Origin of the sequence: Serratia entomophila (genome assembly GCF_021462285.1) — a bacterium.
Classification (GTDB): domain Bacteria; phylum Pseudomonadota; class Gammaproteobacteria; order Enterobacterales; family Enterobacteriaceae; genus Serratia; species Serratia entomophila.
In genome coordinates, this window is sequence record NZ_CP082787.1 from 4,376,070 (window position 1) to 4,399,735 (window position 23,666).

Below are 23,666 nucleotides of genomic sequence, written 5' to 3' on the forward strand. Positions count from 1 at the left end.
TGAGATAAGGCGGCAAACGTCGAAGTGTGGCAAAGATTGCAAATCAACGCGGGGTTCAGGGCCGATAGCGCAACTTTTCCTCCAGCGCGCTGCCCTGCCCGCCATGATGCCGCAGATAGCCGCCTACTGCCTGCATGCCGCTCCAGCGGTTCTCGCACCATAATGGTGCCAGCGCCGGCTGTTCGCCGTGCAGGCCGAGCTTATGGATCTTTTCGCCATAGCGCCGCTGGAGATCGGCGCCAAACATATTGACTAATTGCGGCAACTGCATAATCTTGATGTTCTCTGTGTTCAAAGCCCGTGATGCTAATAAGAAACGGCTTTTCCCGCGATGACAGAGATCAACGCCTTCCCCGCAAGGCGCCACCAGGCATAACTATTCATTATAAATGCAAATAAAATCACCAGGGCCGCGATGAATTTTTCTAATTCTCGCGCAACCGTTAACGCCTGTATGACAATGCGATGAAAAATAGTTACAAACGTCAACAAACATATATTTAATAGAATAAAACTCTGACATTCCCACCCGCACTAGCATGGTGCAGAGATTCAACGGTTGCACTATAGTGAGACAGCTCACATTTCTTCCGGGCCCGGCGCTTCTCACCGCATGCGTAAATTCACGTAAAAAACATTAATTATCAAATAAATAACCCCTGTTAATTCAATAAAAATCTCCCTTAAGCCCATATTTGACCTGCGTATTCTTTCTCGCTAAGTTGGAAGTCCGCTGGAAGCTTTCTGGACGGGCAAACGTCTCGTCATATTTATGCAGTAATTTAAGACTCCCTCTTAAAACAAGTCATATACCACTTGTGAGAACCGTCACGAGAGGCCATTAACGGAGGGCGGAAAAGCAGATTGGCGGGGTTAACTTGCCGATCGGACTTCTGCCTGAAGTTGGGAAGCCCCCTCGTAAGTAGGTTGTGAGAGTCACGCAGAGCCTGGGGAGGTTCACTGATATGTTGTACGATAAATCCCATGAGAGGGACAACTGTGGTTTCGGCCTGATCGCCCACATAGAAGGCGAACCTAGCCACAAGGTGGTGCGCACCGCCATTCACGCGCTAGCCCGCATGCAGCACCGTGGCGCCATTCTTGCCGACGGCAAGACCGGTGACGGTTGCGGCCTGTTACTGCAAAAACCCGATCGCTTTTTCCGCATGGTGGCGGAAGAGCGCGGCTGGCGTTTAGCCAAGAACTACGCCGTTGGCATGATGTTCCTCAGCCAGAATGAAGAGGAAGCTCGCGCCAGCCGCCGCATTGTAGAAGAAGAGCTGCAAAACGAAACGCTGTCGATCGTCGGCTGGCGTGAAGTGCCGACCAACCCGGACGTGCTGGGTGAGATCGCACTCTCTTCCCTGCCGCGCATCGAACAAATTTTCGTTAACGCCCCGGCCGGCTGGCGCCCGCGCGATATGGAACGCCGCCTGTTCGTGGCGCGCCGCCGTATCGAGAAACGCGTCCAGGACGACAGCTTCTACGTCTGCAGCTTCTCCAACCTGGTGACGATCTATAAAGGCCTGTGCATGCCTGCGGATCTGCCGCGCTTTTATCTCGACCTGGCGGACCTGCGTCTGGAATCGGCCATCTGCCTGTTCCACCAGCGCTTCTCCACCAACACCGTGCCGCGCTGGCCGCTGGCGCAGCCGTTCCGTTATCTGGCGCACAACGGTGAAATCAACACCATCACCGGCAACCGCCAATGGGCCCGCGCCCGTACCTATAAATTCCAGACGCCGCTGATCCCGGATCTGCAGGCCGCCGCGCCGTTCGTCAACGAAACCGGTTCCGACTCCAGCTCGCTGGACAACATGCTGGAGCTGCTGCTGGCGGGCGGTATGGACCTGATCCGCGCCATGCGCCTGCTGGTGCCGCCGGCCTGGCAGAACAACCCGGACATGGACACCGATCTGCGCGCCTTCTTCGATTTCAACTCGATGCACATGGAGCCGTGGGACGGCCCGGCCGGCATCGTGATGTCCGACGGCCGCTACGCCGCCTGTAACCTCGACCGCAACGGCCTGCGCCCGGCGCGCTATGTGATAACCAAAGACAAGCTGATCACCTGCGCCTCTGAAGTCGGCATTTGGGATTACCAGCCGGACGAAGTGGTGGAAAAAGGCCGCGTCGGCCCCGGCGAGCTGATGGTGATCGACACCCGCAGCGGCCGTATCCTGCATTCGGCGGAAACCGACAACGATCTGAAAAGCCGCCACCCGTATAAAGAGTGGATGGAAAAGAACGTCAAGCGCCTGGTGCCGTTCGAAGACCTGCCGGACGATCGGGTAGGCAGCCGCGAACTGGACGACGCACAGCTCGAAACCTACCAGAAGCAGTTCGGCTACAGCAGCGAAGAGCTGGATCAGGTGCTGCGCGTGCTGGGTGAAATCGGCCAGGAAGCCACCGGCTCCATGGGTGACGATACTCCGTTCGCCGTGCTCTCCAGCCGCCCGCGCATCGTCTATGACTATTTCCGCCAGCAGTTCGCGCAGGTGACCAACCCGCCGATCGATCCGCTGCGCGAAGCGCACGTGATGTCGCTGGGCACCAATATCGGCCGCGAAATGAACGTGTTTTGCGAAGCCGAGGGCCAGGCGCATCGCCTGAGCTTTAAATCGCCGATCCTGCTGTACTCCGACTTCCAGCAGCTCACCACGCTGGAAGGCGAATACTACCGCGCCGAAACGCTCGATCTGACCTTCGATCCGGCCGAGCAGGATCTGGAGCAGAAGATCCACGCCTTGTGCGACGAGGCGGAACAAAAAGCCCGCGACGGCGCAGTGCTGCTGGTGCTCTCCGATCGCGCCATTGCGCCGAACCGCTTGCCGGTACCGGCACCGATGGCGGTGGGTGCGGTGCAAACCCGCCTGGTGGAACAGAATCTGCGTTGCGACGCCAACATCATCGTAGAAACCGCCAGCGCCCGTGACCCGCACCACTTCGCCGTGCTGCTCGGCTTCGGCGCCACCGCCGTCTATCCGTACCTGGCCTATGAAACGCTGGCCAAGCTGGTCGACAGCCAGGCGATCGACAAACAGTACCGCGACGTGATGCTGAACTACCGCAACGGCATCAACAAAGGCCTGTACAAGATCATGTCCAAAATGGGCATCTCGACCATCGCCTCCTACCGCTGCGCCAAGCTGTTTGAAGCGGTCGGCCTGCATCGCTCCCTGTGCGACCTGTGCTTCCAGGGCGTGGTCAGCCGCATCGGCGGCGCCAGCTTCAGCGACTTCCAGCAGGATCTGCAAAACCTGTCCAAACGCGCCTGGCTGAAACGCAAACCGTTGGAACAGGGCGGCCTGTTGAAGTTTGTACACGGCGGCGAATACCACGCCTACAACCCGGACGTGGTCAGCACGCTGCAAAAAGCGGTGCACAGCGGCGATTACGGCGACTACCAGGCTTACGCCAAGCTGGTGAACGAACGCCCGGTCGCCATGCTGCGCGACCTGCTGGCCATCACGCCGCAGGGCGCGCCGATCCCGGTCGATCAGGTTGAACCGGCGGAATCGCTGTTCAAACGCTTCGACACCGCGGCGATGTCGATCGGTGCCCTGAGCCCGGAAGCGCACGAGTCGCTGGCTATCGCCATGAACAGCCTCGGCGGCTTCTCCAACTCCGGCGAAGGCGGCGAAGACCCGGCGCGTTACGGCACCAACAAAGTGTCGCGCATCAAGCAGGTGGCCTCCGGCCGCTTTGGCGTGACCCCGGCCTACCTGATCAACGCCGACGTCATCCAGATTAAAGTGGCGCAGGGCGCCAAGCCGGGCGAAGGCGGCCAGCTGCCGGGTGATAAAGTGACCCCTTATATCGCCAAGCTGCGTTACTCGGTGCCGGGCGTGACCCTGATCTCCCCGCCGCCGCACCACGATATCTATTCGATTGAAGACCTGGCGCAGTTGATCTTCGATCTGAAGCAGGTCAACCCGAAGGCGGTGATCTCGGTGAAACTGGTTTCCGAACCGGGCGTCGGCACCATCGCCACCGGCGTGGCGAAAGCCTATGCCGATCTGATCACCATTGCCGGCTACGACGGCGGCACCGGCGCCAGCCCGCTGTCTTCGGTGAAATACGCCGGCTGCCCGTGGGAACTCGGCCTGGTGGAAACCCAGCAGGCGCTGGTGGCCAACGGCCTGCGCCATAAAATCCGCCTGCAGGTGGACGGCGGCCTGAAAACCGGCGTGGATATCGTCAAAGCGGCGATCCTCGGCGCGGAAAGCTTCGGCTTCGGCACCGGCCCAATGGTGGCGCTGGGTTGTAAATATCTGCGCATTTGCCACCTGAACAACTGCGCCACCGGCGTAGCGACCCAGGACGACAAACTGCGCCGCGACCACTACCACGGCCTGCCGGAGCGCGTGACCAACTACTTCCAGTTCATCGCGCGCGAAACCCGCGAAATCATGGCGCAGCTGGGCGTCAGCCAGCTGGTTGACCTGATTGGCCGCACCGAGTTCCTGACCGAGCTGGACGGCATTTCCGCCAAGCAGAACAAGCTGGATCTGTCGCCGCTGCTGAAAACCGCCACCCCGCATCCGGGCAAGGCGCTGTACTGCACCGAAGGCAGCAACCCGCCGTTCGACAAGGGCCTGCTGAACAAAGAGCTGCTGGCGCAGGCGGAACCGCATATCGAAGCGAAGCACAGCAAAACCTTCTACTTCGATATCCGCAACACCGACCGCTCGGTGGGCGCCATGTTGTCCGGCGCTATCGCCACCGTGCATGGCGATCAGGGCATGGCGGCCGATCCTATCAAGGCGCACTTCTCCGGCACCGCCGGGCAGAGCTTTGGCGTGTGGAACGCCGGCGGCGTTGAGCTGACCCTGACCGGCGACGCCAACGACTATGTCGGCAAGGGCATGGCCGGCGGCAGCATCGCGGTGCGCCCGCCAATCGGCTCCGCATTCCGCAGCCATGAGGCCAGCATCATCGGCAACACCTGCCTGTATGGCGCCACCGGCGGCAAGCTGTTCGCCGCAGGCCGCGCCGGTGAACGCTTCGCGGTGCGCAACTCCGGCGCCATCACCGTGGTGGAAGGCATCGGCGACAACGGTTGTGAATACATGACCGGCGGCATCGTCTGCGTGTTGGGCAAAACCGGCATCAACTTTGGCGCGGGCATGACCGGCGGTTTCGCCTACGTGCTGGATGAAGACGGCGAGTTCCGCAAACGCGTGAACCCGGAGCTGGTGGAAGTGCTGGACGTCGATCAACTGGCGATCCACGAAGAACACCTGCGCGGCCTGATCACCGAGCACGTGCAGGCCACCGGCTCGTCGCGTGCGGAAGAGATCCTGGCCAACTGGCCTGAATGGGCGCCGAAGTTCGCCCTGGTCAAGCCGAAGTCCAGCGATGTCAAAGCATTGTTGGGTCACCGTAGTCGTTCCGCAGCCGAGCTGCGGGTTCAGGCGCAGTAAGAGGTAGGTCATCAATGAGTCAGAATGTTTATCAATTTATCGACCTGCAGCGCGTTGATCCGCCAAAAAAACCGCTGAAGATCCGTAAAATTGAGTTCGTAGAGATCTACGAACCCTTTTCGGAAACCCAGGCGAAAGCGCAGGCCGACCGCTGTTTGTCCTGCGGCAACCCTTATTGCGAATGGAAATGCCCGGTTCACAACTACATCCCGAACTGGCTGAAGCTGGCGAACGAAGGCCGCATCATGGAGGCGGCGGATCTGGCGCACCAGACCAACAGCCTGCCGGAAGTATGCGGCCGCGTTTGCCCGCAGGACCGCCTGTGCGAAGGTTCCTGCACGTTGAACGATGAGTTCGGCGCGGTGACCATCGGCAACATCGAGCGTTATATCAGCGATAAAGCGATCGAAATGGGTTGGAAACCGGACATGTCCCACGTGCAGCCGACCGGCAAGCGCGTAGCGGTCATCGGCGCCGGCCCGGCAGGTTTGGCCTGCGCCGACGTGCTGACCCGCAACGGCGTGAAAGCGGTGGTATACGATCGTCATCCGGAGATCGGCGGCCTGCTGACCTTCGGCATCCCGGCCTTCAAGCTGGAAAAAGAGGTGATGATCAAACGCCGCGGCATCTTCAGCGAGATGGGCATCGAGTTCCAGCTGAATACCGAAGTGGGCAAAGACGTCAGCATGGAAACGCTGCTGAACGAGTTCGATGCGGTGTTCCTGGGCGTCGGCACCTATCAGTCGATGCGCGGTGGCCTTGAGAACGAAGAGGCGCCGGGCGTTTACGACGCGCTGCCGTTCCTGATCGCCAACACCAAGCAGCTGATGGGCTATGAGGCCGAGCAGCATGAGCCGTACGTCAGCATGGAAGGCAAGCGCGTGCTGGTGCTGGGCGGGGGCGACACCGCGATGGACTGCGTGCGCACCTCGATCCGCCAGGGGGCCACCGAGGTGACCTGCGCCTACCGCCGCGACGAAGCCAACATGCCGGGCTCCAAGCGCGAAGTGAAAAACGCTCGCGAGGAAGGGGTAGAGTTCAAATTCAACCTGCAGCCGCTGAGCATTGAACTGAACGGCGCCGGCCGCGTGGCCGGGGTGAAAATGGTGCGCACTCAGCTGGGCGCGCCGGACGCCAACGGCCGCCAGGTGGCCGAGCAGGTGCCCGGCTCTGAACATGTGATCGACGCCGATGCGGTGGTGATGGCGTTCGGTTTCCGCCCGCACCGGATGGACTGGCTGGCGGCGCACGACGTGCAGCTCGACAAACAGGGCCGCATTCTGGCGCCGGAAAGCACCGACAACGCTTTCCAAACCAGCAACCCGAAAATCTTCGCCGGCGGTGACGCGGTGCGCGGTTCGGACCTGGTGGTAACGGCGATCGCCGAAGGCCGCAAGGCCGCCGACGGCATCATGAATTATCTGGAAGTGTAATCCAGCGCTCTCGCCACAGGGCCCGGCATGCCGGGCCCTGTGTTTTTCCGCCAGCCGCCACGCTTTGTAACAACCTCCCCCGCCATCCCCTCGCCAACGCGCTATAGTATTCAGTTAGCATCACTCAGGAGCGCGGCGGCGCCTGACATCTTGATAAGGATAGCCAACATGAAATGCTCAATTTCCTTGCTGGCCGGCGCTTTGCTGGCCGTCAGTTTCGCTTCCTCAGCGCGAGCGCTGGATTCTCAGGAGGTGGGTTACAACATCGAAGCGCGCGGCGCCGCGCCGGTGGTGGCGCAGTTAGCCAAGGCCGGCCAGCTGCAGGCGGTGGAAGACAGCATCAGGCTGGGCGACGACAGCTGGATTGCGCTGGCGCCCAAGCTGGCCAACGGCGGCAACGCCAGGTTCACCACCGGCATAAAGTCGGCCCTGTCTTCAGCCCTGGTCTACAACCCGGCGGCGGTGCTGCATGCGCTCAACAAGGGCAACAACCTGCCAATCAATGACATCTGCACCGCTCCGCCGGAGGTTCAGGGCGACACCGCCATCACCAGCTTCCGCCAGCGCGCCACCCACGCGCTCTCCATGGTGCGCGTCGGCGATCTCAGCGCGCCGCGCGACGCCTGCATTGCGGCGTTGAAAGGCTGATACGCCGGGTAGGGGCAATAAAAAAGGTCCCGCATGCGGGACCTTCTCATTTTGCTGCGGCAGGCTTATTTCACCACGCGCAGCGCCGGGCGGCCACCGCGCGGCGGCTGGGGCGGCTCGTCATCCGGATCCTGGTCATCGCCGATATCCGGGCGGTCGCCGTCAATCACCGACATCAGGCTTTCCGAAGGGAAAGTCTCACTGTCCAGCCCCTCAAAGGTGCCTTCCGCCTCGTAGGCGGCTTCCGGTTCGAACATGGTGCCTGCGCCGTTCTCACGGGCATAGATAGCCAGCACCGCGGCCATCGGCACCGAAACCTGACGCGGCACGCCGCCGAAGCGCGCATTGAAGTGCACTTCTTCGTTGCCCAGCTCCAGATTCCCGACCGCACGCGGCGCAATGTTCAGCACAATCTGGCCGTCGCGGGCGAACTCCATCGGCACCTGCACGTCAGGACGCGTGACGTCCACCACCAGGTGCGGCGTCAGCTGGTTATCAAGCAGCCAGTCATAGAAGGCCCGCAGCAGGTACGGACGGCGCGGAGTCATCTGAGACATGTCCATAATGCTTAGCCCCGGGTCTGCAGGCGCATTTCGCGCTCGGCTTCGGTCAGGGAGGCCAGGAACGCGTCGCGTTCGAACACGCGGGTCATATAGCCTTTCAGCTCTTTGGAGCCTGCGCCGCTCAGTTCAATGCCCAACTGCGGCAAACGCCACAGCAGCGGCGCCAGATAGCAATCCACCAGGCTGAACTCTTCGCTCATAAAGTACGGCGTCTGGCCGAAGATCGGGGCGATCGCCAGCAGCTCTTCGCGCAGTTGGCGACGAGCGGATTCCGCTTCCTGGCCGCTGCTCTGCTCGATCTTGTACATCAGCGAGTACCAGTTTTTCTCGATACGCAGCATCATCAGACGGCTCTCGCCACGGGCGACCGGGTAAACCGGCATCAGCGGCGGGTGCGGGAAACGCTCGTCCAGATATTCCATGATGATGCGGGACTCATACAGGGTCAGCTCGCGATCGACCAGCGTAGGCACCGTTTGGTAAGGATTGAGGTCAATAAGATCCTGCGGCAGGTTGTCCATCTCGACCTGCTCGATCTCGACGCTGACACCTTTCTCCGCCAGTACGATGCGTACTTGATGGCTAAAGATGTCGGTCGGGCCAGAAAACAGCGTCATTACCGAACGTTTGTTGGCAGCGACAGCCATGAAAACCTCCAAGTTATCTAGAAAATACTGCGAATAGCCAACTTCCCTTCTTCTTTCATGCCGCAGCGGTGTTGGCTTCCCTCTCTCACCCCGGTTACTTGGAAATCCAAGCTCCAGGGATGCGTTCGGTTGTCGCCCTGCTGCACCCTGAAATTTATCGGGTTACCAGGCTGCTATCCTGAGTGATCTTGCCGCATACCGGCAGTTAGCAATCAACCTGGGTCATAAAAACCGGCCTCGGAGGTAAACTGCACGGCAAACAGGCGCAAAAGTGGATGATAGTTTACCAGATTTTGCTTGTTTTGTGGGGACCCTGCGGTGATTTCGTATCGAATTGTCTGATATACCACAGATTTTAGTAGGGATATGGGGGATTTCAGGCATAAAAAAACCCGGTGAAGCACCGGGTTTTTTGCGTAAATCGCACTGCCGAAGCAGTAGAAATTAACGCTTGGAGAACTGCGGACGGCGACGTGCTTTACGCAGGCCGACTTTCTTACGTTCAACCTGACGAGCGTCACGAGTGACGAAGCCAGCTTTACGCAGTTCAGAACGCAGAGTCTCGTCGTACTCCATCAGTGCACGGGTGATACCGTGACGGATAGCGCCAGCTTGACCGGAGATACCACCACCTTTAACGGTGATGTACAGATCCAGTTTGCCAACCATGTCGACCAGTTCCAGCGGCTGACGAACTACCATGCGGGCAGTTTCGCGACCGAAGTACTGTTCCAGGCTGCGCTGGTTGATAACGATGTTACCGTTGCCCGGCTTGATGAAGACGCGAGCGGCGGAGCTTTTGCGGCGACCAGTGCCGTAGTATTGATTTTCAGCCATTGCCATTAATCCCGATTAAATGTCCAGAACTTGCGGTTGCTGTGCCGCGTGATTGTGCTCGGTGCCCGCGTAAACTTTCAGTTTACGGAACATAGCACGACCCAGCGGGCCCTTTGGCAGCATGCCTTTAACCGCGATTTCAATCACGCGCTCAGGACGGCGGGCAATCATCTCTTCAAAGGTCGCTTGCTTGATACCACCGATGTGGCCGGTGTGGTGATAGTACACTTTGTCAGTACGCTTGTTGCCGGTTACAGCAACTTTTTCTGCGTTCAGAACGATGATGTAATCACCGGTATCCACATGCGGGGTGTATTCCGCTTTATGCTTGCCGCGCAGGCGACGAGCCAGTTCAGTAGCGAGACGGCCTAAAGTTTTACCATCTGCATCAACAACGTACCAGTCGCGTTTTACGGTTTCTGGTTTAGCTGTAAAAGTTTTCATTAGAAAGCTTACCCAATAATTAGTTACACGTTGGTGAACACCCAAACGCTCGAAAACAGTTGAGGCTCACACGACCATACAAGTCCAGCAAACCTACCCCTTCGAATAGCCATTGCCGGCACTATAAAGTTTTTGGGAAAAAAAACTTTGTTGTAACGTGGGGTCGCAAGATTATAGAGAAGTCGTTCGCAAAGATCGAACGGTTTTTGAATGGAAAATCAATTTATCGCCGGCCGCGCGCCACCGGCGATCCAACGGCGGCCTTCAGGGCAGATGCGGCAGCTTGAGATACTCTTCGCTCTGCATCTCCTGCAGGCGCGACAGGCAGCGTTGGTACTCAAACTTCAGCCGCTCCCCCTGGTAGATCTCGAACATCGACGCCTCGGCGGCGATCACCAGCTTGACGTGACGCTCGTAGAATTCGTCCACCAGCGCCAGGAAGCGGCGCGCGGTGTTCTCTTTCAGCGGGCCCATCACCTGTACATTATACAGCATCACGCTGTGGTACAGGCGCGACAGAGCAATATAGTCGAGCTGGCTGCGCGCTTCTTCGCACAGGGTATGGAAATCTACCGCCAGCACGCCGTCCACAGCGCGTATTGCCTGCAGCGGCCGGTGATTGATCTGCAATACCGGCGCCTCTTCCCCGGCCTTGCCCGCCAATTTCAAGAACATCCGGTCCATGGTTTCTCGCGTCTGCTCATTGAGCGGCGTCAGATACAGGTGCGCCTGCGTTAAGGTGCGCAGGCGGTAGTCGATGCCGGCGTCGACGTTCATTACGTCGCAGTACTGGTTGATAAGATCGATAGCCGGCAGGAAGCGCGCACGCTGCAGGCCGTTGCGATACAAATCGTCCGGCGGAATGTTGGAGGTGGCCACCAGCGTAATGCCACGGGCGAACAGCGCCTGCAGCAAGGTAGCCAACAGCATGGCGTCGGTGATGTCGGAAACGAAGAACTCGTCGAAGCACAGCACGTCGGTTTGCGCTTTAAAACCGTCTGCGACGATCTCCAGCGGATTTTCCTGCCCCTGCAGCTCGGTCAGCTCTTCGTGCACCCGCAGCATAAAGCGGTGGAAATGCAGCCGCAGCTTGCGTTCCCCCGGCAGGCTGTGGACGAACAGGTCCATCAGCCAGGTTTTGCCGCGCCCGACGCCGCCCCACATATACAGCCCCTGCACCGGCCGCTGTTTAGGCGTTTCGCCGCCCTTGCCCAGCAGGCGGCTCAGTTTGCCGCGCAGGCCGACGCTCGGCGCGCTCGCGGCGGGCGCCTGCTGCAGCGCCTGATAAATGCGATCCAACTGCGTGACGGCCTGGCGTTGAACCTCATCGGCCTGATACTCCCCTGCAGCAAGCAGCCGCTGGTAGCGTGATAACGGTGATTGTGCCTGCATCTGTTCGATATTCCCTAAGAACGCTATCCCCTGCTTCTTTCAAACTGCCGCAGCTTGAAATCTATTGGGCATAAGAAATTATTTAACCAATTTTGGCGGCAAGTTGATGCCGTTTCGCACCGTTATCGCCTCAAATGTCCGCGCCGGACAATGCTGAAAAACCCCGTAAACATTAGGTAAAAGCTCATCAGGATTCCACTCGGACAAGGTTAACGGTTATAGTGGATATTATTAAGTGAAAAATCCCTGCGGAACAACGAAGTCAAAATAGGAGTCATCATGACCTGGGAGTATGCGCTGATTGGTTTGGTCGTCGGTATCGTCATTGGTGCGGTAGCGATGCGTTTTGGTAACCGTAAATTACGTCAACAACAAGTTTTGCAACACGAGCTGGATAAGAGCAAAACCGAGCTGGAAGAGTATCGTCAGGAGCTGGTCGGCCACTTTGCCCGCAGCGCCGAGCTGCTGGACAACATGGCGCGCGATTATCGCCAGCTGTACCAACACATGGCGAAAAGCTCCAATAACCTGCTGCCGGACCTGCCGCTCCAGGAAAACCCGTTCCGCTTTCGCCTGACCGAAGCCGAAGCGGACAACGATCAGGCGCCGGTAGAAATGCCGCGCGACTACTCCGAAGGCGCATCCGGCCTGCTGCGCGGCCAGGCGCCGCGCCGCGACTGACGCACCCGCCCGTGGGCCACGCCCACGGGTTCTCACTTTTTCGCTGCTGGTTTATCCCCTTCGCGCCGCGATCCGCCGCCGCAATGATTTACTGAACTTTTCACGCAAATTCACGGTCTTACCCTTCACTATGACGGCGCTGTTGCCTTATCATTCATATTTCATCGGCAGGTATTGAGAGAGCTAATCAATGAAGAAAAAGTCGTTAATTCTTAGTGCACTGGCAATGAGCATTGGCCTGACATTGGCCTCCGTACCGGCGGCCAGCGCCGCGATGCCGGTCGCCGTTCAGGGGCAGCCGCTGCCGAGCCTGGCGCCGATGCTGGAAAAAGTGTTGCCCGCAGTGGTCAGCGTACACGTTGAGGGCACCCAGGTGCAGCGTCAGCAGCAGCTGCCTGAGGAGCTCAAACGCTTCTTCGGCCCCAATTATCCTGGCCAGCAGCCGAGCGCTCGCCCGTTTGAAGGGCTGGGTTCCGGCGTCATCATCGACGCCGCCAAAGGCTACGTTCTGACTAACAACCACGTCATCAACAACGCCGATAAAATCCGCGTGCAGCTGAACGACGGCCGCGAGCTGGACGCCAAGCTGGTCGGCCGCGATGAACAATCCGATATCGCCCTGCTGCAGCTCAGCGACGTGAAAAACCTGACCGCCATTAAAATGGCCGATTCCGATCAGCTGCGCGTCGGCGACTTCGCCGTGGCGGTCGGTAACCCGTTTGGCCTCGGCCAGACCGCCACCTCCGGCATCATCTCGGCGTTGGGGCGCAGCGGCCTGAATCTGGAAGGGCTGGAAAACTTTATCCAGACCGACGCCTCGATCAACCGCGGCAACTCCGGCGGCGCGCTGGTTAACCTCAACGGCGAGCTGATCGGCATCAACACCGCCATTTTGGCGCCGAGCGGCGGCAACGTCGGCATCGGCTTCGCCATTCCAAGCAACATGGCGCAGAACCTCAGCCAGCAGCTGATCGAATTCGGCCAGGTGAAACGCGGCCTGCTGGGCATCAAGGGCAGCGAAATGACGCCGGACATGGCCAAGGCCTTCAATAGCGATGCCCAGCGCGGTGCCTTCGTCAGCGAAGTGCTGCCGAAATCCGCCGCCGCCAAGGCGGGCATCAAGGCCGGCGATATTTTAGTTTCCGTCGACGGTAAACCGGTCAGCAGCTTCGCCGAACTGCGCGCCAAGGTCGGCACCACTGCGCCGGGCAAAACCATCAAGGTCGGTCTGCTGCGCGACGGCAAGCCGCAGGAAGTGTCGGTCACGCTGGACAACAGCGAAAGCGCGTCCACCAATGCCGAAACCCTGTCCCCGGCGCTGCAGGGGGTTTCCCTCAGCAACGGCGCGCTGCCGAGCGGCGACAAGGGCGTGAAGGTCGATAACGTGGACAAAGGCTCAACCGCAGCACAGATCGGCCTGCAAAAAGGCGATGTGATTATTGGCGTTAACCGCCAGCGCGTTGACAGCATCACCGCCCTGCGCAAAGTGCTTGAAGCCAAACCACCGGTCATGGCGCTCAATGTGGTGCGCGGCAGCGAAACCATTTATCTGCTGCTGCGTTAATTTGTTTAAAAACCGGGCTCGGTAACATACTGCGCCCGGTTAACTCATGTTATCCTCCGAGCATCCTTAACCACACCCACTAAAACTCCATGTTTGCTAAGCTCTTGCGTTCCGTCGTTATAGGTCTCGTCGTTGCCGGTCTGCTGCTGGCCGCGCTGCCCATTTTGCGTTCCTCCAATAGTCTGTTCGCAGAAAAGCTTGAGAATACCAGCGACGAAACGCCGTTGAGCTTCAACAAAGCGGTGCGCCGCGCCGCGCCCGCCGTGGTGAATATCTACAACCGCAACCTCAACGGCACTCCTAACATACTGTCGCTGGGTTCCGGCGTGATCATGAACGAACGCGGTTATATCATCACCAACCGCCACGTGGTCAAGGACGCACAGCAGATTACCGTGGTGGTACAGGACGGCCGCCGCTATGAGGCGCTGCTGGTCGGCTCCGACAGCCTGACCGATCTGGCGGTGTTGAAGATCGATCCCGGCAATTTACCGGTGATCCCCATTAACAACGCCCGCACCGCCCACGTCGGCGACGTGGTGCTGGCGATAGGCAACCCGTATAACCTTGGGCAAACCGTCACCCAAGGCATTCTCAGCGCCACCGGCCGCATCAGTATGAGCACCACCGGCCGCCAGACCTTCCTGCAGACCGACGCTTCGATCAACCGCGGCAACTCCGGCGGCGCACTGGTCAACTCGCTGGGCGAACTGATCGGTATCAATACCCTGACCTACGATAAAATCACCGACGGCGAAACGCCTGAGGGCATCGGCTTCGCCATTCCGATCGAACTGGCCACCAAGATCATGGACAAGCTGATCCGCGACGGCCGCGTTATCCGCGGCTATTTCGGCATTCAAGGTAAAGAGATTATCCCGATTCGCTCGTCCAACTCCGGCATCGACCGGCTGCAGGGGATTATCGTCACCGAGGTCACGCCAAACGGCCCGGCGGGCAACGCCGGCTTCCAGATCAACGACATCATCATCAACGTGAATAGCAAGCCTGCGGTCTCTGTGCTCGAAACCATGGACCAGGTGGCCGAAATCCGGCCAGGCACGGAAATTCCGGTCGTGGTGCTGCGCAACGGCAAACGGATCACGCTGAAGATGACGGTGGGTGAATTCCCGGAAGACAATAATTAAAAAAAGGGCCCGGCAAGCCGGGCCTTTGATTCCGCATGCGCCGGCGTTTGCGCGCCGACGGTCAACCGCTTACTCGCCTTTCACACGCTCGATGTTCGCACCCATAGCGCGCAGCTTATCTTCGATACGATCATAACCGCGATCAATATGATAGATACGATCGACCACGGTCACGCCGTCGGCGATGCAGCCGGCGATCACCAGGCTGGCCGAAGCGCGCAGATCGGTCGCCATCACCTGAGCGCCGGAAAGCTGCTCAACGCCGTGGCAAATCACCGTATTGCTCTCGATCTCCGCGTGTGCGCCCATGCGGATCAGCTCCGGCACGTGCATGAAGCGGTTTTCGAAAATGGTCTCGGTGATCACGCCCGTACCTTCCGCCACCAGGTTCAGCAGGCTGAACTGGGCCTGCATGTCGGTCGGGAAGCCCGGGTGCGGCGCGGTGCGCACGGTGACCGCTTTCGGCCGTTTGCCGTGCATGTCCAGGCTGATCCAGTCTTCGCCCACTTCGATATCCGCACCGGCTTCGCGCAGCTTGGCCAGCACCGCATCCAGCGTGTCCGGGCGGGTATCGCGGCACACCACCTTGCCGCCGGAAACCGCTGCGGCAATCAGGAAGGTGCCGGTTTCGATGCGGTCAGGCAGCACGCGGTAGACGCCGCCGCCCAGGCGCTCGACGCCTTCGATGGTGATTTTGTCACTGCCGGCGCCGCTGATCTTCGCCCCCAGCGTGTTGAGGAAGTTGGCGGTATCGACAATTTCCGGCTCACGCGCGGCGTTCTCGATGATGGTGGTGCCGGTCGCCAGGGTAGCGGCGCTCATGATGGTCACGGTGGCGCCAACGCTCACCTTGTCCATCACTATGTGCGCGCCCTTCAGGCGGCCGTTAACCGACGCTTTTACGTAACCTTCTTCCAGTTTGATCTCGGCACCCAGCTGTTCCAGGCCGGTGATGTGCAGATCGACCGGGCGAGCGCCGATAGCGCAGCCGCCCGGCAGGGAAACCTGACCACGTCCGAAGCGCGCCACCAGCGGCCCCAACGCCCAGATAGACGCACGCATGGTCTTCACCAGATCGTAAGGCGCGCAGAACTCGTTCACGCCGCTGGCGTCAACGTAGACCGAACCGTTGCGTTCAATCTTGGTGCCTAACTGGCTGAGTAGCTTAATGGTGGTGTCGATGTCCTTCAGCTTGGGGACATTCTGCAGTTCGACCGGCTCTTCCGCCAACAGCGCGGCGAACAGGATCGGCAGGGCGGCGTTTTTGGCCCCGGAAATAGACACTTCACCGCTCAGGCGGGTCCGACCCTGCACACGAAATTTATCCATTTGACTACTCTCTGTTATCTAATCTGAAGCTGCCCGCCCCTGGGGGCAAACAGCCTTAAAATCCGTTGAGTTTGCGGTCTCGCTGCCACTCTTCAGGGGTGTACGCCTTGATCGACAAAGCGTGAATGCGGTTGTCCGCGATGTATTCCATCAGTGGCGCATAGACCGTCTGTTGTTTTTTGACGCGGCTCATGGCGGCGAACAGCTCGCCGACCACGATCACCTGGAAGTGACTGCCGTCGCCCGTCACATGCGCTTCGTCCAGTGCCAATGCCTGCATCAGCACGTCTTTAATCTCGTTGGTTTCCATAGTATCCAGTTCTGCAGCTAAAGGATCATAAACAGCCTAGTATCTTAGTGGAATACGACGTTTTCTTAAACTAAAGAAAAAGCCCCTGTTCAACAGGGGCTTTGTATGAATTCATCGCATTATGGCAGCGAAAAATGCGGCTAACCAGCGGTATCGACAGGCATTATTGCTTGCAGGTTGTACAGCGCGATCAGCGTTTTCAGCCGATCGGTGGCGCCGGAAATTTTTAACTCCACCCCACGCTGGCGCTGCTGCTCCCGCAGATGCACCAGCAGCGCCAGCCCGGAAGAATCCACCCGCTGCAGCTGCGCCACGTCGATAGCGGTTTTATCCGCCAGTAACTTCTCCCGCTGCTGCCACAGCGGCAGCAGCGTTTCCCGATCCAGCTCGCCGCGCAGGATCAGCGTTTGCTGCTGCGATTCAACGCTGAGCGCCGCCGGCATCAGTTTTTCTGATCCAGGGTAATCGGCTGCGCCGCCGCGCTTTGCAGCTGCTTGGTCAGGCCATCAATGCCCTGGGTACGCAACGTAGACGCCCACTCGTTTTGTTTGGTGGTGATCATGCTGACGCCTTCGGCAATCATGTCATACGCCTGCCAATAGCCGGTTTTGCTGTTTTTGCGCCACTGGAAGTCAAGACGCACCGGCGGGCGGCCGCCGTTGTCGATGATGGTCACGCGGATCGCCACGATATTGGCGTCGCCCAGCGGCTGCTCAGGCGCAATCTGGTAAGTCTGGCCGTGATACATCGCCAGCGCCTGGCCGTAGGCCTGTTCCAGATAAGACTGGAAGGCGGTGAAATAGGCTTCGCGCTGTGCCGGGGTCGCCTCTTTGTAATAGCGGCCCAACACCAGCGCACCGGCGTATTTGACCTGTACGAACGGCATCAGCTCCTGATGGACGATGGTGCGCAGGTAGTTGGGATCCTGCTTGATTTTCGGCTGTTCGGTCTTCAGACGGGTGAAGGTCTTCTGAGCCGCGTCTTGCATCAGGCTATACGGGTTGGTTTGATCCGCCGCGTTCGCCAACGGCGCAATCGCCAGCAGGGCCACCATCAATAAACGTTTAAACATGCAGGTTTCCTCTCTTAATGACTCGGTACAGCGGGTTGCGGTGCTGCTGCGCCGGCAGCCGGCTCGGCGGCCGCATCTCCCGGTTTGGCACTGTCCTGACCGCCGCTTTTATACAGGAACTGGCCGATCAGATCTTCCAGAACCATGGCTGATTTGGTGTCCTGAATGGTGCCGCCGTCCTTCAGAATGGCGGTGCCCATGTCCGGATCTTCAAAACCGACGTTTAACGCCAGATACTGCTCACCCAACAGGCCGGAAGTGCGAATGGCCAGCGAGCTGGTGTCCGGGATCTGGTTGTATTTATCCTGGATGTCCAGCGCGACGCGCGGCGTGTAGGTTTTAGGATCGAGCTCGATGCCGGCCACGCGGCCAATCACCACGCCGCCGATTTTCACCGGCGAGCGCGCCTTCAGGCCGCCGATATTATCGAACGTCGCATAGATGCGGTAGGTCGGCTCATTGCCGATCGACTTAATGTTCGCCACCTGCAGGCAGATAAACACGACGGCGCACAGCGCAATCAGCATAAATGCCCCAACCCAGATTTCACTCTTCTTCGTTTGCATCGAATCAATTCCCAAACATCAGTGCTGTCAGCACAAAGTCCAATCCCAACACCGCCAGTGACGAATGTACCACGGTACGGGTCGTTGCCCGGCTAATCCCCTCGGAGGTCGGAACGGCGTCATACCCGTTGAAGATAGCAATCCAGGTCACGGTAATGGCGAACACCACGCTTTTGATCACGCAGTTGAGCAGATCTTTCTTCCACTCTACGGCGCCCTGCATCGCCGACCAGAAGAAGCCGCTGTCGATGCCCTTCCAGTCCACGCCAACGATGGCGCCGCCCCAGATGCCGACCGCGACGAAGATAATCGTCAGCAACGGCATGCTGATCAACCCGGCCCAGAAGCGTGGCGCCACGATGCGCCGCAGCGGATCGACCGCCATCATTTCCAGGCTGGAAATTTGCTCCGTCGCCTTCATCAGGCCGATTTCCGCCGTGAGTGCGGAACCGGCGCGGCCGGCGAACAGCAGCGCGGTGACCACCGGCCCCAGTTCACGCAGCAACGACAGCGCCACCATCATGCCCAGGCTGGCCTCGGCGCTGTAGGTGGTGAGTACGATATACCCCTGCAGCCCCAGCACCATGCCGATAAACAGGCCGGATACCATGATAATCAGCAGCGACTGCACGCCGACGCTGTGCAGCTGTTTCAGCAACAGCGGCCACTGCTTGCGCGGTTCAGGCCGCCCGACCAGCGCGTTGAACAGCATCAGCCCGGCGCGGCCAAAGCTGGCGCTGGTGTCGATGCCACGGCGCCCTAACGACGCTAACGCCCGTAATAACATGAGCTTATTTACTCCCTAAGCCTAGCAGTTCGGCCTGATAATCACCGGCCGGATAACGGAACGGCACCGGCCCATCGGCAATACCATCCAGGAACTGGCGCACCCGCGCATCAGGATTGTTCTGTAATTGCGGCGTCGTGCCTTCGGCAATCACCCGGTGATCGGCGACGATATACGCGTAATCGGCGATGCTCAGCACCTCCGGCACGTCGTGCGACACCACGATGCAGGTAATGCCCAACGCATGGTTCAGCTCATCGATCAGCTTGACCAGCACGCCCATGGTGATCGGATCCTGGCCGACGAAAGGCTCGTCGAACATGATAAGCGCAGGGTCCAGCGCAATCGCCCGCGCCAGCGCCGCACGCCGCGCCATGCCGCCGGACAGCTCGTTGGGCATCAGCTCGGCCGCGCCGCGCAACCCTACCGCCTCCAGCTTCATCAGCACCGTGCTGCGCAGAATAGGCTCCGGCAGCTTGCTGTGCTCGCGCAGCGGGTAAGCCACGTTTTCGAACACCGTCAGATCGGTGAACAGCGCGCCGGACTGAAACAGCATGCTCATTTTCTTGCGCGCGTCGTACAGCTGGTGGCGAGACAGCGCCGGGATATTCTCGCCGTCAAACCAGATCTCGCCGCGGTCCGGCGTCAGCTGGCCGCCAATTAGGCGCAGCAACGTAGTTTTGCCGATGCCGGACGGCCCCATGATCGCCGTCACCTTGCCGCGGGGAACCGTCAGGTTGATGTCTTCGAATATCAGCCGATCGCCGCGCGAGAAGCTCATATCGCGCACTTCGACCAGATTCTCTGCCTTCTGGTGCATGTTATATAGATCCTTTACGGCTCATTTTTTGCTATGCCCTTCTACCTGAAGCTGCAGCGTTGTTGGCTGCAACCTCGCTCGTTTGGGTACAAATCTACCCGTGATGTTAAAGTAACGGGCGCAATCGGTGTCATCTTTACAAAAACTTACCGCCATTTCGCTACCAATGATGCCATTGGTTTTACTTTTCCGCCTCACCCGGTCAAAATTGGCGCCATAACGAAAAAAACGAAAGCGTTCATATATTAGCCGGGAAAACCCGTCGCTGCGGCTTTAGGCTGCGCGACGGAGGGCAAAGCAAGATAGCCGAATTGCGGCTTTTAACCAACGAACTGGGATAAATACCCGACAAAGGACCCTGCATGTTTCTCGCAATCGCATTATTAATCGTTGGTTTATTTTTACTGGTGTACGGTGCAGACCGCTTAGTTTACGGTGCTGCGGTGATTTCCCGCTCGCTCGGCGTACCGCCGTTGATTATCGGCATGACCATCGTCGGCATCGGCACCTCGCTGCCGGAGCTGATCGTCTCGACCACCGCCGCGCTGAACGGGCAGATAGATATGGCCGTGGGGAACGTATTGGGCTCCAACATCGCCAATATATTGTTGATCCTCGGGGTCGCCGCGCTGATCCATCCGCTGGCGGCGCGTTCGGAAGTGCTGCGGCGCGAACTGCCGCTGATGTTGGCGGTCACAGTATTGTGCGGTTTCGTGCTGATGGACGGCACCCTGAGCCGGCTGGACGGCGTATTGCTGCTGGCCGCCGCTGCCGGGTTCATTCTGCTGATGCTGAAAATCGCCCGGCTGGCGCAGCGCGAAGGCAGCGACAGCCTGACCGTGGAACAGATCGCCGAGCTGCCGCAGGACAGCAGCAATACCGTGGCGGTGCTGTGGCTGGTGCTGGCGTTTATCATTCTGCCGCTGTCGTCCAAGATGGTGGTCGATAACGCCACGGTGATCGCGCACTATTTCGGCATGAGCGAGCTGGTGGTCGGGCTGACCATCATCGCCATCGGCACCAGCCTGCCCGAACTGGCCACCTCGATCGCCGGTGCGCTCAAGGGCGAGGATGATATGGCGATTGGCAATATCATCGGCTCCAATATTTTTAACACGGTGATCGTGCTGGGCGTTCCCGCTCTGCTGTCGCCGGGCAGCGTCGACGCCGCCGCCTTCCAGCGCGATTACTGGGTGATGCTGGCCGCCAGCATCCTGCTCAGCGCCCTGTGCATCGGGCGCAAACATCGCATCGGCCATCTGGCCGGCGCTCTGTTATTATGTGGCTTTATTGCGTATCTTGCGGTGCTGTTCTTTAACCCTTTCAATACTTTCGGCTAAACCGACGGGAATGAGCATGTCGAATATTCAGTTGCAACCTGGCTTCGATTTTCAACAGGCCGGTAAAGAAGTGCTCCGGATCGAGCGTGAAGGGCTGGCTCAGCTCGACAACTACATCGATGCGAACTTTACCCGCGCCTGTGAAACCATCGCCGCCTGCTGCGGCAAAGTGGTGGTGATGGGTATGGGTAAATCCGGGCACATCGGCTGCAAGATCGCCGCCACCTTCGCCAGCACCGGCACCCCCTCGTTCTTCGTCCACCCGGCGGAAGCCAGCCACGGCGACCTCGGCATGGTCACTGCGCAGGACATCGTGCTCGCCATTTCCAATTCCGGCGAGTCCAACGAAATCCAGGCGCTGATCCCGGTGCTGAAACGCCAGCAAATCACGCTTATCTGCATGACCAACAACCCGGAAAGCTCGATGGGCAAGGCAGCGGATATCCACCTGTGCATCAAGGTTCCTCAGGAGGCCTGCCCGCTGGGACTGGCACCGACCACCAGCACCACCGCCACCTTGGTGATGGGCGATGCGCTGGCCGTTGCGTTGCTGAAGGCGCGCGGCTTCACCCCGGAAGATTTCGCGCTGTCGCACCCGGGTGGCGCGCTCGGCCGCCGGCTGTTGCTGCGGGTGAGCGACATCATGCACAGCGGCGACGAAATCCCGCACGTCAGCGCCGACGCTTCGCTGCGCGACGCGCTGCTGGAGATCACCCGCAAGAACCTGGGCATGACGGTCATCTGCAACGATCTGATGAAAATCGCCGGCATCTTCACCGACGGCGACCTGCGCCGGGTGTTCGATATGGGCATCAATCTCAACGACGCCAAGATAGCCGACGTCATGACGCTCGGCGGCGTGCGGGTGCGGCCGGGCATGTTGGCGGTCGATGCGCTGAACCTGATGCAGCAACGCCACATCACCGCGCTGCTGGTTGCCGATGGCGACCAGTTGCTGGGTGTGGTACATATGCATGACATGCTGCGCGCCGGCGTCGTTTAATTAAGGAATAGAACGGAATGAGTCTGGTAGACACCTGCTACGGGCCAGTAGAGCAAGACGTGATGGCGCGTGCCGGTAAAATCCGCCTGCTGATTTGTGACGTCGACGGCGTGCTGTCCGACGGCCTGATTTTCATGGGCAACAACGGCGAAGAATTAAAGGCGTTCAACGTACGCGACGGCTATGGGATCCGCTGCCTGAAGACCTCGGACATCGAAGTGGCGATCATCACCGGCCGCTCCGCCAAGCTGCTGGAAGACCGGGCTAACACCCTCGGCATCACCCATCTGTATCAGGGGCAGTCCGATAAGCTTTTGGCCTTCCGCGAACTGTTGGATACACTGTCGCTGACGGCGGATCAGGTGGCCTATATCGGCGATGACCTGATCGACTGGCCGGTGATGGCGCAGGTGGGTTTGGCGGTCGCGGTCGCGGACGCGCATCCATTGCTGACGCCAAGGGCCCATTACGTTACCCGCATTGCCGGCGGCCGCGGCGCGGTGCGCGAACTGTGCGACATTATTCTTTTGGCTCAGAATAAGCTGGAGGACGCCAAAGGGCTGTCGATATGAGCAAAATCAAACTTTGGATCACCCTCCTGCTGGCGGTGATCGCGTTGGCATTGATCGGTTGGAACATGACGGACTTCAGCGATGACGGCGCCCCGGCGCCGCTCAACGACCAGTCACCTACCTATCAGAGCCAGCATACGGTCACCGTGGTGTACAATCCGGCCGGCAAGCTGAGCTACAAGCTGGTGGCGGAAGACGTGAACTATTACACCACCGACGAGCTGAGCTGGTTTACCCAACCGGTGATGACGCTGTTTGATGAAAATGCGGTGGCAACCTGGTCAGTGCGCGCCGATCGCGCCAAACTGACTAAGGATCGGATGCTGTATCTTTACGGCCACGTCGAGGTGAATAGCCTGACCACCACGTCGCAGCTGGAAAAAATTAAAACGGACAATGCTCAGGTGAATCTGGTAACCCAGGATGTGTCTTCCGATGACGAAGTGACGCTCTTTGGGACGAACTTTACCTCTAACGGCATGAAAATGCGTGGGAACCTGCGGGCCAAAACCGCTGAGCTGATTGATAAGGTCAAGACCAACTATGAAATCCAGAACCAAAAAACCATTCCGTAATCTGTTGATCGGCAGCTTAGTTTTGGCCGCCAGCGCTCCCGCTTTGGCGCTGAAATCCGACTCTAACCAGCCGGTCAGCATCGACTCGCTGAAGCAGGCGCTGGACATGCAGAGCAACGTCAGCACCTTCACCGATAACGTGGTGATCAAACAGGGCACCATCGATATCCGTGCAGACAAGGTGGTCGTCACCCGTCCGGGTGGAGATCAGAATAAAACCTATATTGAAGCGTTCGGCAACCCGGTAACCTTCTACCAGATGCAGGACAGCGGCAAGCCGGTGAAAGGCCACGCGCAGAAAGTGCGTTACGACGTGGCGACGCAGCTGGTGACCCTGACGGGCAACGCCTATCTGGAACAGCTCGACAGCAACGTGAAAGGCGACCGCATCACCTATCTGGTGCAGCAGCAGCAAATGCAGGCGTTCAGCGATAAAGGCAAACGCGTGACCACGGTTCTGGTACCGTCGCAGCTGCAAGACAAAAACGGGCAACAGAAGAGTAACTAAT

At 59.2% G+C, this 23,666-nt stretch carries 24 protein-coding genes; 11 read left to right on the top strand and 13 right to left on the bottom strand.

What is annotated here, in order from left to right; all coding sequences use genetic code 11:
• Window positions 1-55 precede the first annotated feature (55 nt).
• Window positions 56-295 (bottom strand): hypothetical protein, encoded by a 240-nt coding sequence (locus tag KHA73_RS24680; RefSeq protein WP_380739414.1) that lies wholly within the window; start codon window positions 293-295, stop codon window positions 56-58.
• Between the two features lie 670 nt (window positions 296-965).
• Here KHA73_RS24680 and gltB point away from each other — a divergent pair.
• The 3 genes from gltB (at window position 966) to KHA73_RS21000 (ending at window position 7,507) form a co-directional block, all read left to right on the top strand.
• Window positions 966-5,426 (top strand): glutamate synthase large subunit, encoded by a 4,461-nt coding sequence (gene gltB / locus KHA73_RS20990; protein ID WP_234586436.1) that lies wholly within the window; start codon window positions 966-968, stop codon window positions 5,424-5,426.
• Between the two features lie 14 nt (window positions 5,427-5,440).
• Window positions 5,441-6,859 (top strand): glutamate synthase small subunit, encoded by a 1,419-nt coding sequence (locus KHA73_RS20995; RefSeq protein WP_234586437.1) that lies wholly within the window; start codon window positions 5,441-5,443, stop codon window positions 6,857-6,859.
• Window positions 6,860-7,027: 168 nt separating this feature from the next.
• Window positions 7,028-7,507, top strand: a complete 480-nt coding sequence (locus tag KHA73_RS21000; RefSeq protein ID WP_234586438.1) for a hypothetical protein — start codon at window positions 7,028-7,030, stop codon at window positions 7,505-7,507.
• A 65-nt stretch (window positions 7,508-7,572) separates the two neighbouring features.
• Here the strand turns inward: KHA73_RS21000 and sspB are convergent, their stop codons facing one another.
• The 5 genes from sspB to zapE form a co-directional block, all read right to left on the bottom strand.
• The gene (gene sspB, locus KHA73_RS21005) at window positions 7,573-8,070 is read right to left on the bottom strand and encodes a ClpXP protease specificity-enhancing factor (protein ID WP_234586439.1); all 498 of its coding nucleotides are present in this window, start codon (window positions 8,068-8,070) and stop codon (window positions 7,573-7,575) included.
• Window positions 8,071-8,075: 5 nt separating this feature from the next.
• Window positions 8,076-8,717 carry a stringent starvation protein SspA gene (gene sspA / locus KHA73_RS21010; RefSeq protein ID WP_049198558.1) on the bottom strand — a complete coding sequence of 214 codons (642 nt, stop codon included), beginning with the start codon at window positions 8,715-8,717 and terminating at the stop codon, window positions 8,076-8,078.
• A gap of 444 nt (window positions 8,718-9,161) precedes the next feature.
• A complete protein-coding gene (gene rpsI, locus KHA73_RS21015; RefSeq protein ID WP_004937080.1) occupies window positions 9,162-9,554 on the bottom strand; it encodes a 30S ribosomal protein S9 in 393 nt (130 codons plus the stop codon).
• A gap of 15 nt (window positions 9,555-9,569) precedes the next feature.
• Window positions 9,570-9,998: a 50S ribosomal protein L13 gene (gene rplM / locus KHA73_RS21020; RefSeq protein WP_061797115.1), complete on the bottom strand. Its 429-nt coding sequence runs from the start codon at window positions 9,996-9,998 to the stop codon at window positions 9,570-9,572.
• 264 nt (window positions 9,999-10,262) lie between these two features.
• Window positions 10,263-11,390, bottom strand: a complete 1,128-nt coding sequence (gene zapE / locus KHA73_RS21025; RefSeq protein WP_234586440.1) for a cell division protein ZapE — start codon at window positions 11,388-11,390, stop codon at window positions 10,263-10,265.
• Between the two features lie 279 nt (window positions 11,391-11,669).
• On the opposite strand from zapE, the gene zapG reads away from it, so the two are divergent.
• The 3 genes from zapG to degS all read left to right on the top strand — a co-directional run bounded on the left by zapG (window position 11,670) and on the right by degS (window position 14,783).
• Window positions 11,670-12,071, top strand: a complete 402-nt coding sequence (zapG, locus tag KHA73_RS21030; RefSeq protein ID WP_234586441.1) for a Z-ring associated protein ZapG — start codon at window positions 11,670-11,672, stop codon at window positions 12,069-12,071.
• 190 nt (window positions 12,072-12,261) lie between these two features.
• Window positions 12,262-13,635, top strand: a complete 1,374-nt coding sequence (gene degQ / locus KHA73_RS21035) for a serine endoprotease DegQ (RefSeq protein WP_234586442.1) — start codon at window positions 12,262-12,264, stop codon at window positions 13,633-13,635.
• Between the two features lie 89 nt (window positions 13,636-13,724).
• The gene (degS, locus tag KHA73_RS21040) at window positions 13,725-14,783 is read left to right on the top strand and encodes an outer membrane-stress sensor serine endopeptidase DegS (RefSeq protein ID WP_234586443.1); all 1,059 of its coding nucleotides are present in this window, start codon (window positions 13,725-13,727) and stop codon (window positions 14,781-14,783) included.
• A gap of 69 nt (window positions 14,784-14,852) precedes the next feature.
• On the opposite strand, the gene murA is transcribed toward degS, so the two are convergent.
• The 7 genes from murA to mlaF form a co-directional block, all read right to left on the bottom strand.
• On the bottom strand, window positions 14,853-16,112 hold the full coding sequence (gene murA, locus KHA73_RS21045) for a UDP-N-acetylglucosamine 1-carboxyvinyltransferase (RefSeq protein ID WP_234586444.1): 1,260 nt from the start codon (window positions 16,110-16,112) through the stop codon (window positions 14,853-14,855).
• Between the two features lie 55 nt (window positions 16,113-16,167).
• The gene (ibaG, locus tag KHA73_RS21050) at window positions 16,168-16,422 is read right to left on the bottom strand and encodes a BolA family iron metabolism protein IbaG (protein WP_061797107.1); all 255 of its coding nucleotides are present in this window, start codon (window positions 16,420-16,422) and stop codon (window positions 16,168-16,170) included.
• A 140-nt stretch (window positions 16,423-16,562) separates the two neighbouring features.
• The gene (gene mlaB, locus KHA73_RS21055; protein WP_234586445.1) at window positions 16,563-16,865 is read right to left on the bottom strand and encodes a lipid asymmetry maintenance protein MlaB; all 303 of its coding nucleotides are present in this window, start codon (window positions 16,863-16,865) and stop codon (window positions 16,563-16,565) included.
• A complete protein-coding gene (gene mlaC, locus KHA73_RS21060; RefSeq protein ID WP_234586446.1) occupies window positions 16,865-17,494 on the bottom strand; it encodes a phospholipid-binding protein MlaC in 630 nt (209 codons plus the stop codon). Before mlaC ends, mlaB begins: the two co-directional genes overlap by 1 nt.
• 14 nt (window positions 17,495-17,508) lie before the next feature.
• Window positions 17,509-18,060, bottom strand: a complete 552-nt coding sequence (gene mlaD, locus KHA73_RS21065) for an outer membrane lipid asymmetry maintenance protein MlaD (RefSeq protein ID WP_234586448.1) — start codon at window positions 18,058-18,060, stop codon at window positions 17,509-17,511.
• A 4-nt stretch (window positions 18,061-18,064) separates the two neighbouring features.
• Window positions 18,065-18,847 (bottom strand): lipid asymmetry maintenance ABC transporter permease subunit MlaE, encoded by a 783-nt coding sequence (gene mlaE / locus KHA73_RS21070; protein WP_234586450.1) that lies wholly within the window; start codon window positions 18,845-18,847, stop codon window positions 18,065-18,067.
• Window positions 18,848-18,851: 4 nt separating this feature from the next.
• Window positions 18,852-19,667, bottom strand: coding sequence for a phospholipid ABC transporter ATP-binding protein MlaF (gene mlaF / locus KHA73_RS21075; RefSeq protein WP_234586451.1), 816 nt, complete (start codon window positions 19,665-19,667; stop codon window positions 18,852-18,854).
• Window positions 19,668-20,029: 362 nt separating this feature from the next.
• Between mlaF and KHA73_RS21080 the strand changes: the two genes are divergently transcribed.
• The 5 genes from KHA73_RS21080 to lptA are packed head-to-tail and all read left to right on the top strand — an operon-like array spanning window position 20,030 to window position 23,665.
• The gene (locus KHA73_RS21080; protein WP_234586452.1) at window positions 20,030-21,007 is read left to right on the top strand and encodes a calcium/sodium antiporter; all 978 of its coding nucleotides are present in this window, start codon (window positions 20,030-20,032) and stop codon (window positions 21,005-21,007) included.
• Between the two features lie 16 nt (window positions 21,008-21,023).
• Window positions 21,024-22,010, top strand: coding sequence for an arabinose-5-phosphate isomerase KdsD (kdsD, locus tag KHA73_RS21085; protein ID WP_234586454.1), 987 nt, complete (start codon window positions 21,024-21,026; stop codon window positions 22,008-22,010).
• A gap of 17 nt (window positions 22,011-22,027) precedes the next feature.
• Window positions 22,028-22,582, top strand: a complete 555-nt coding sequence (gene kdsC, locus KHA73_RS21090) for a 3-deoxy-manno-octulosonate-8-phosphatase KdsC (protein ID WP_234586456.1) — start codon at window positions 22,028-22,030, stop codon at window positions 22,580-22,582.
• A complete protein-coding gene (gene lptC / locus KHA73_RS21095) occupies window positions 22,579-23,157 on the top strand; it encodes an LPS export ABC transporter periplasmic protein LptC (RefSeq protein ID WP_234586458.1) in 579 nt (192 codons plus the stop codon). Before kdsC ends, lptC begins: the two co-directional genes overlap by 4 nt.
• Window positions 23,126-23,665: a lipopolysaccharide ABC transporter substrate-binding protein LptA gene (gene lptA / locus KHA73_RS21100; RefSeq protein WP_234586460.1), complete on the top strand. Its 540-nt coding sequence runs from the start codon at window positions 23,126-23,128 to the stop codon at window positions 23,663-23,665. Before lptC ends, lptA begins: the two co-directional genes overlap by 32 nt.
• The last annotated feature ends 1 nt before the right edge of the window (window position 23,666 follow it).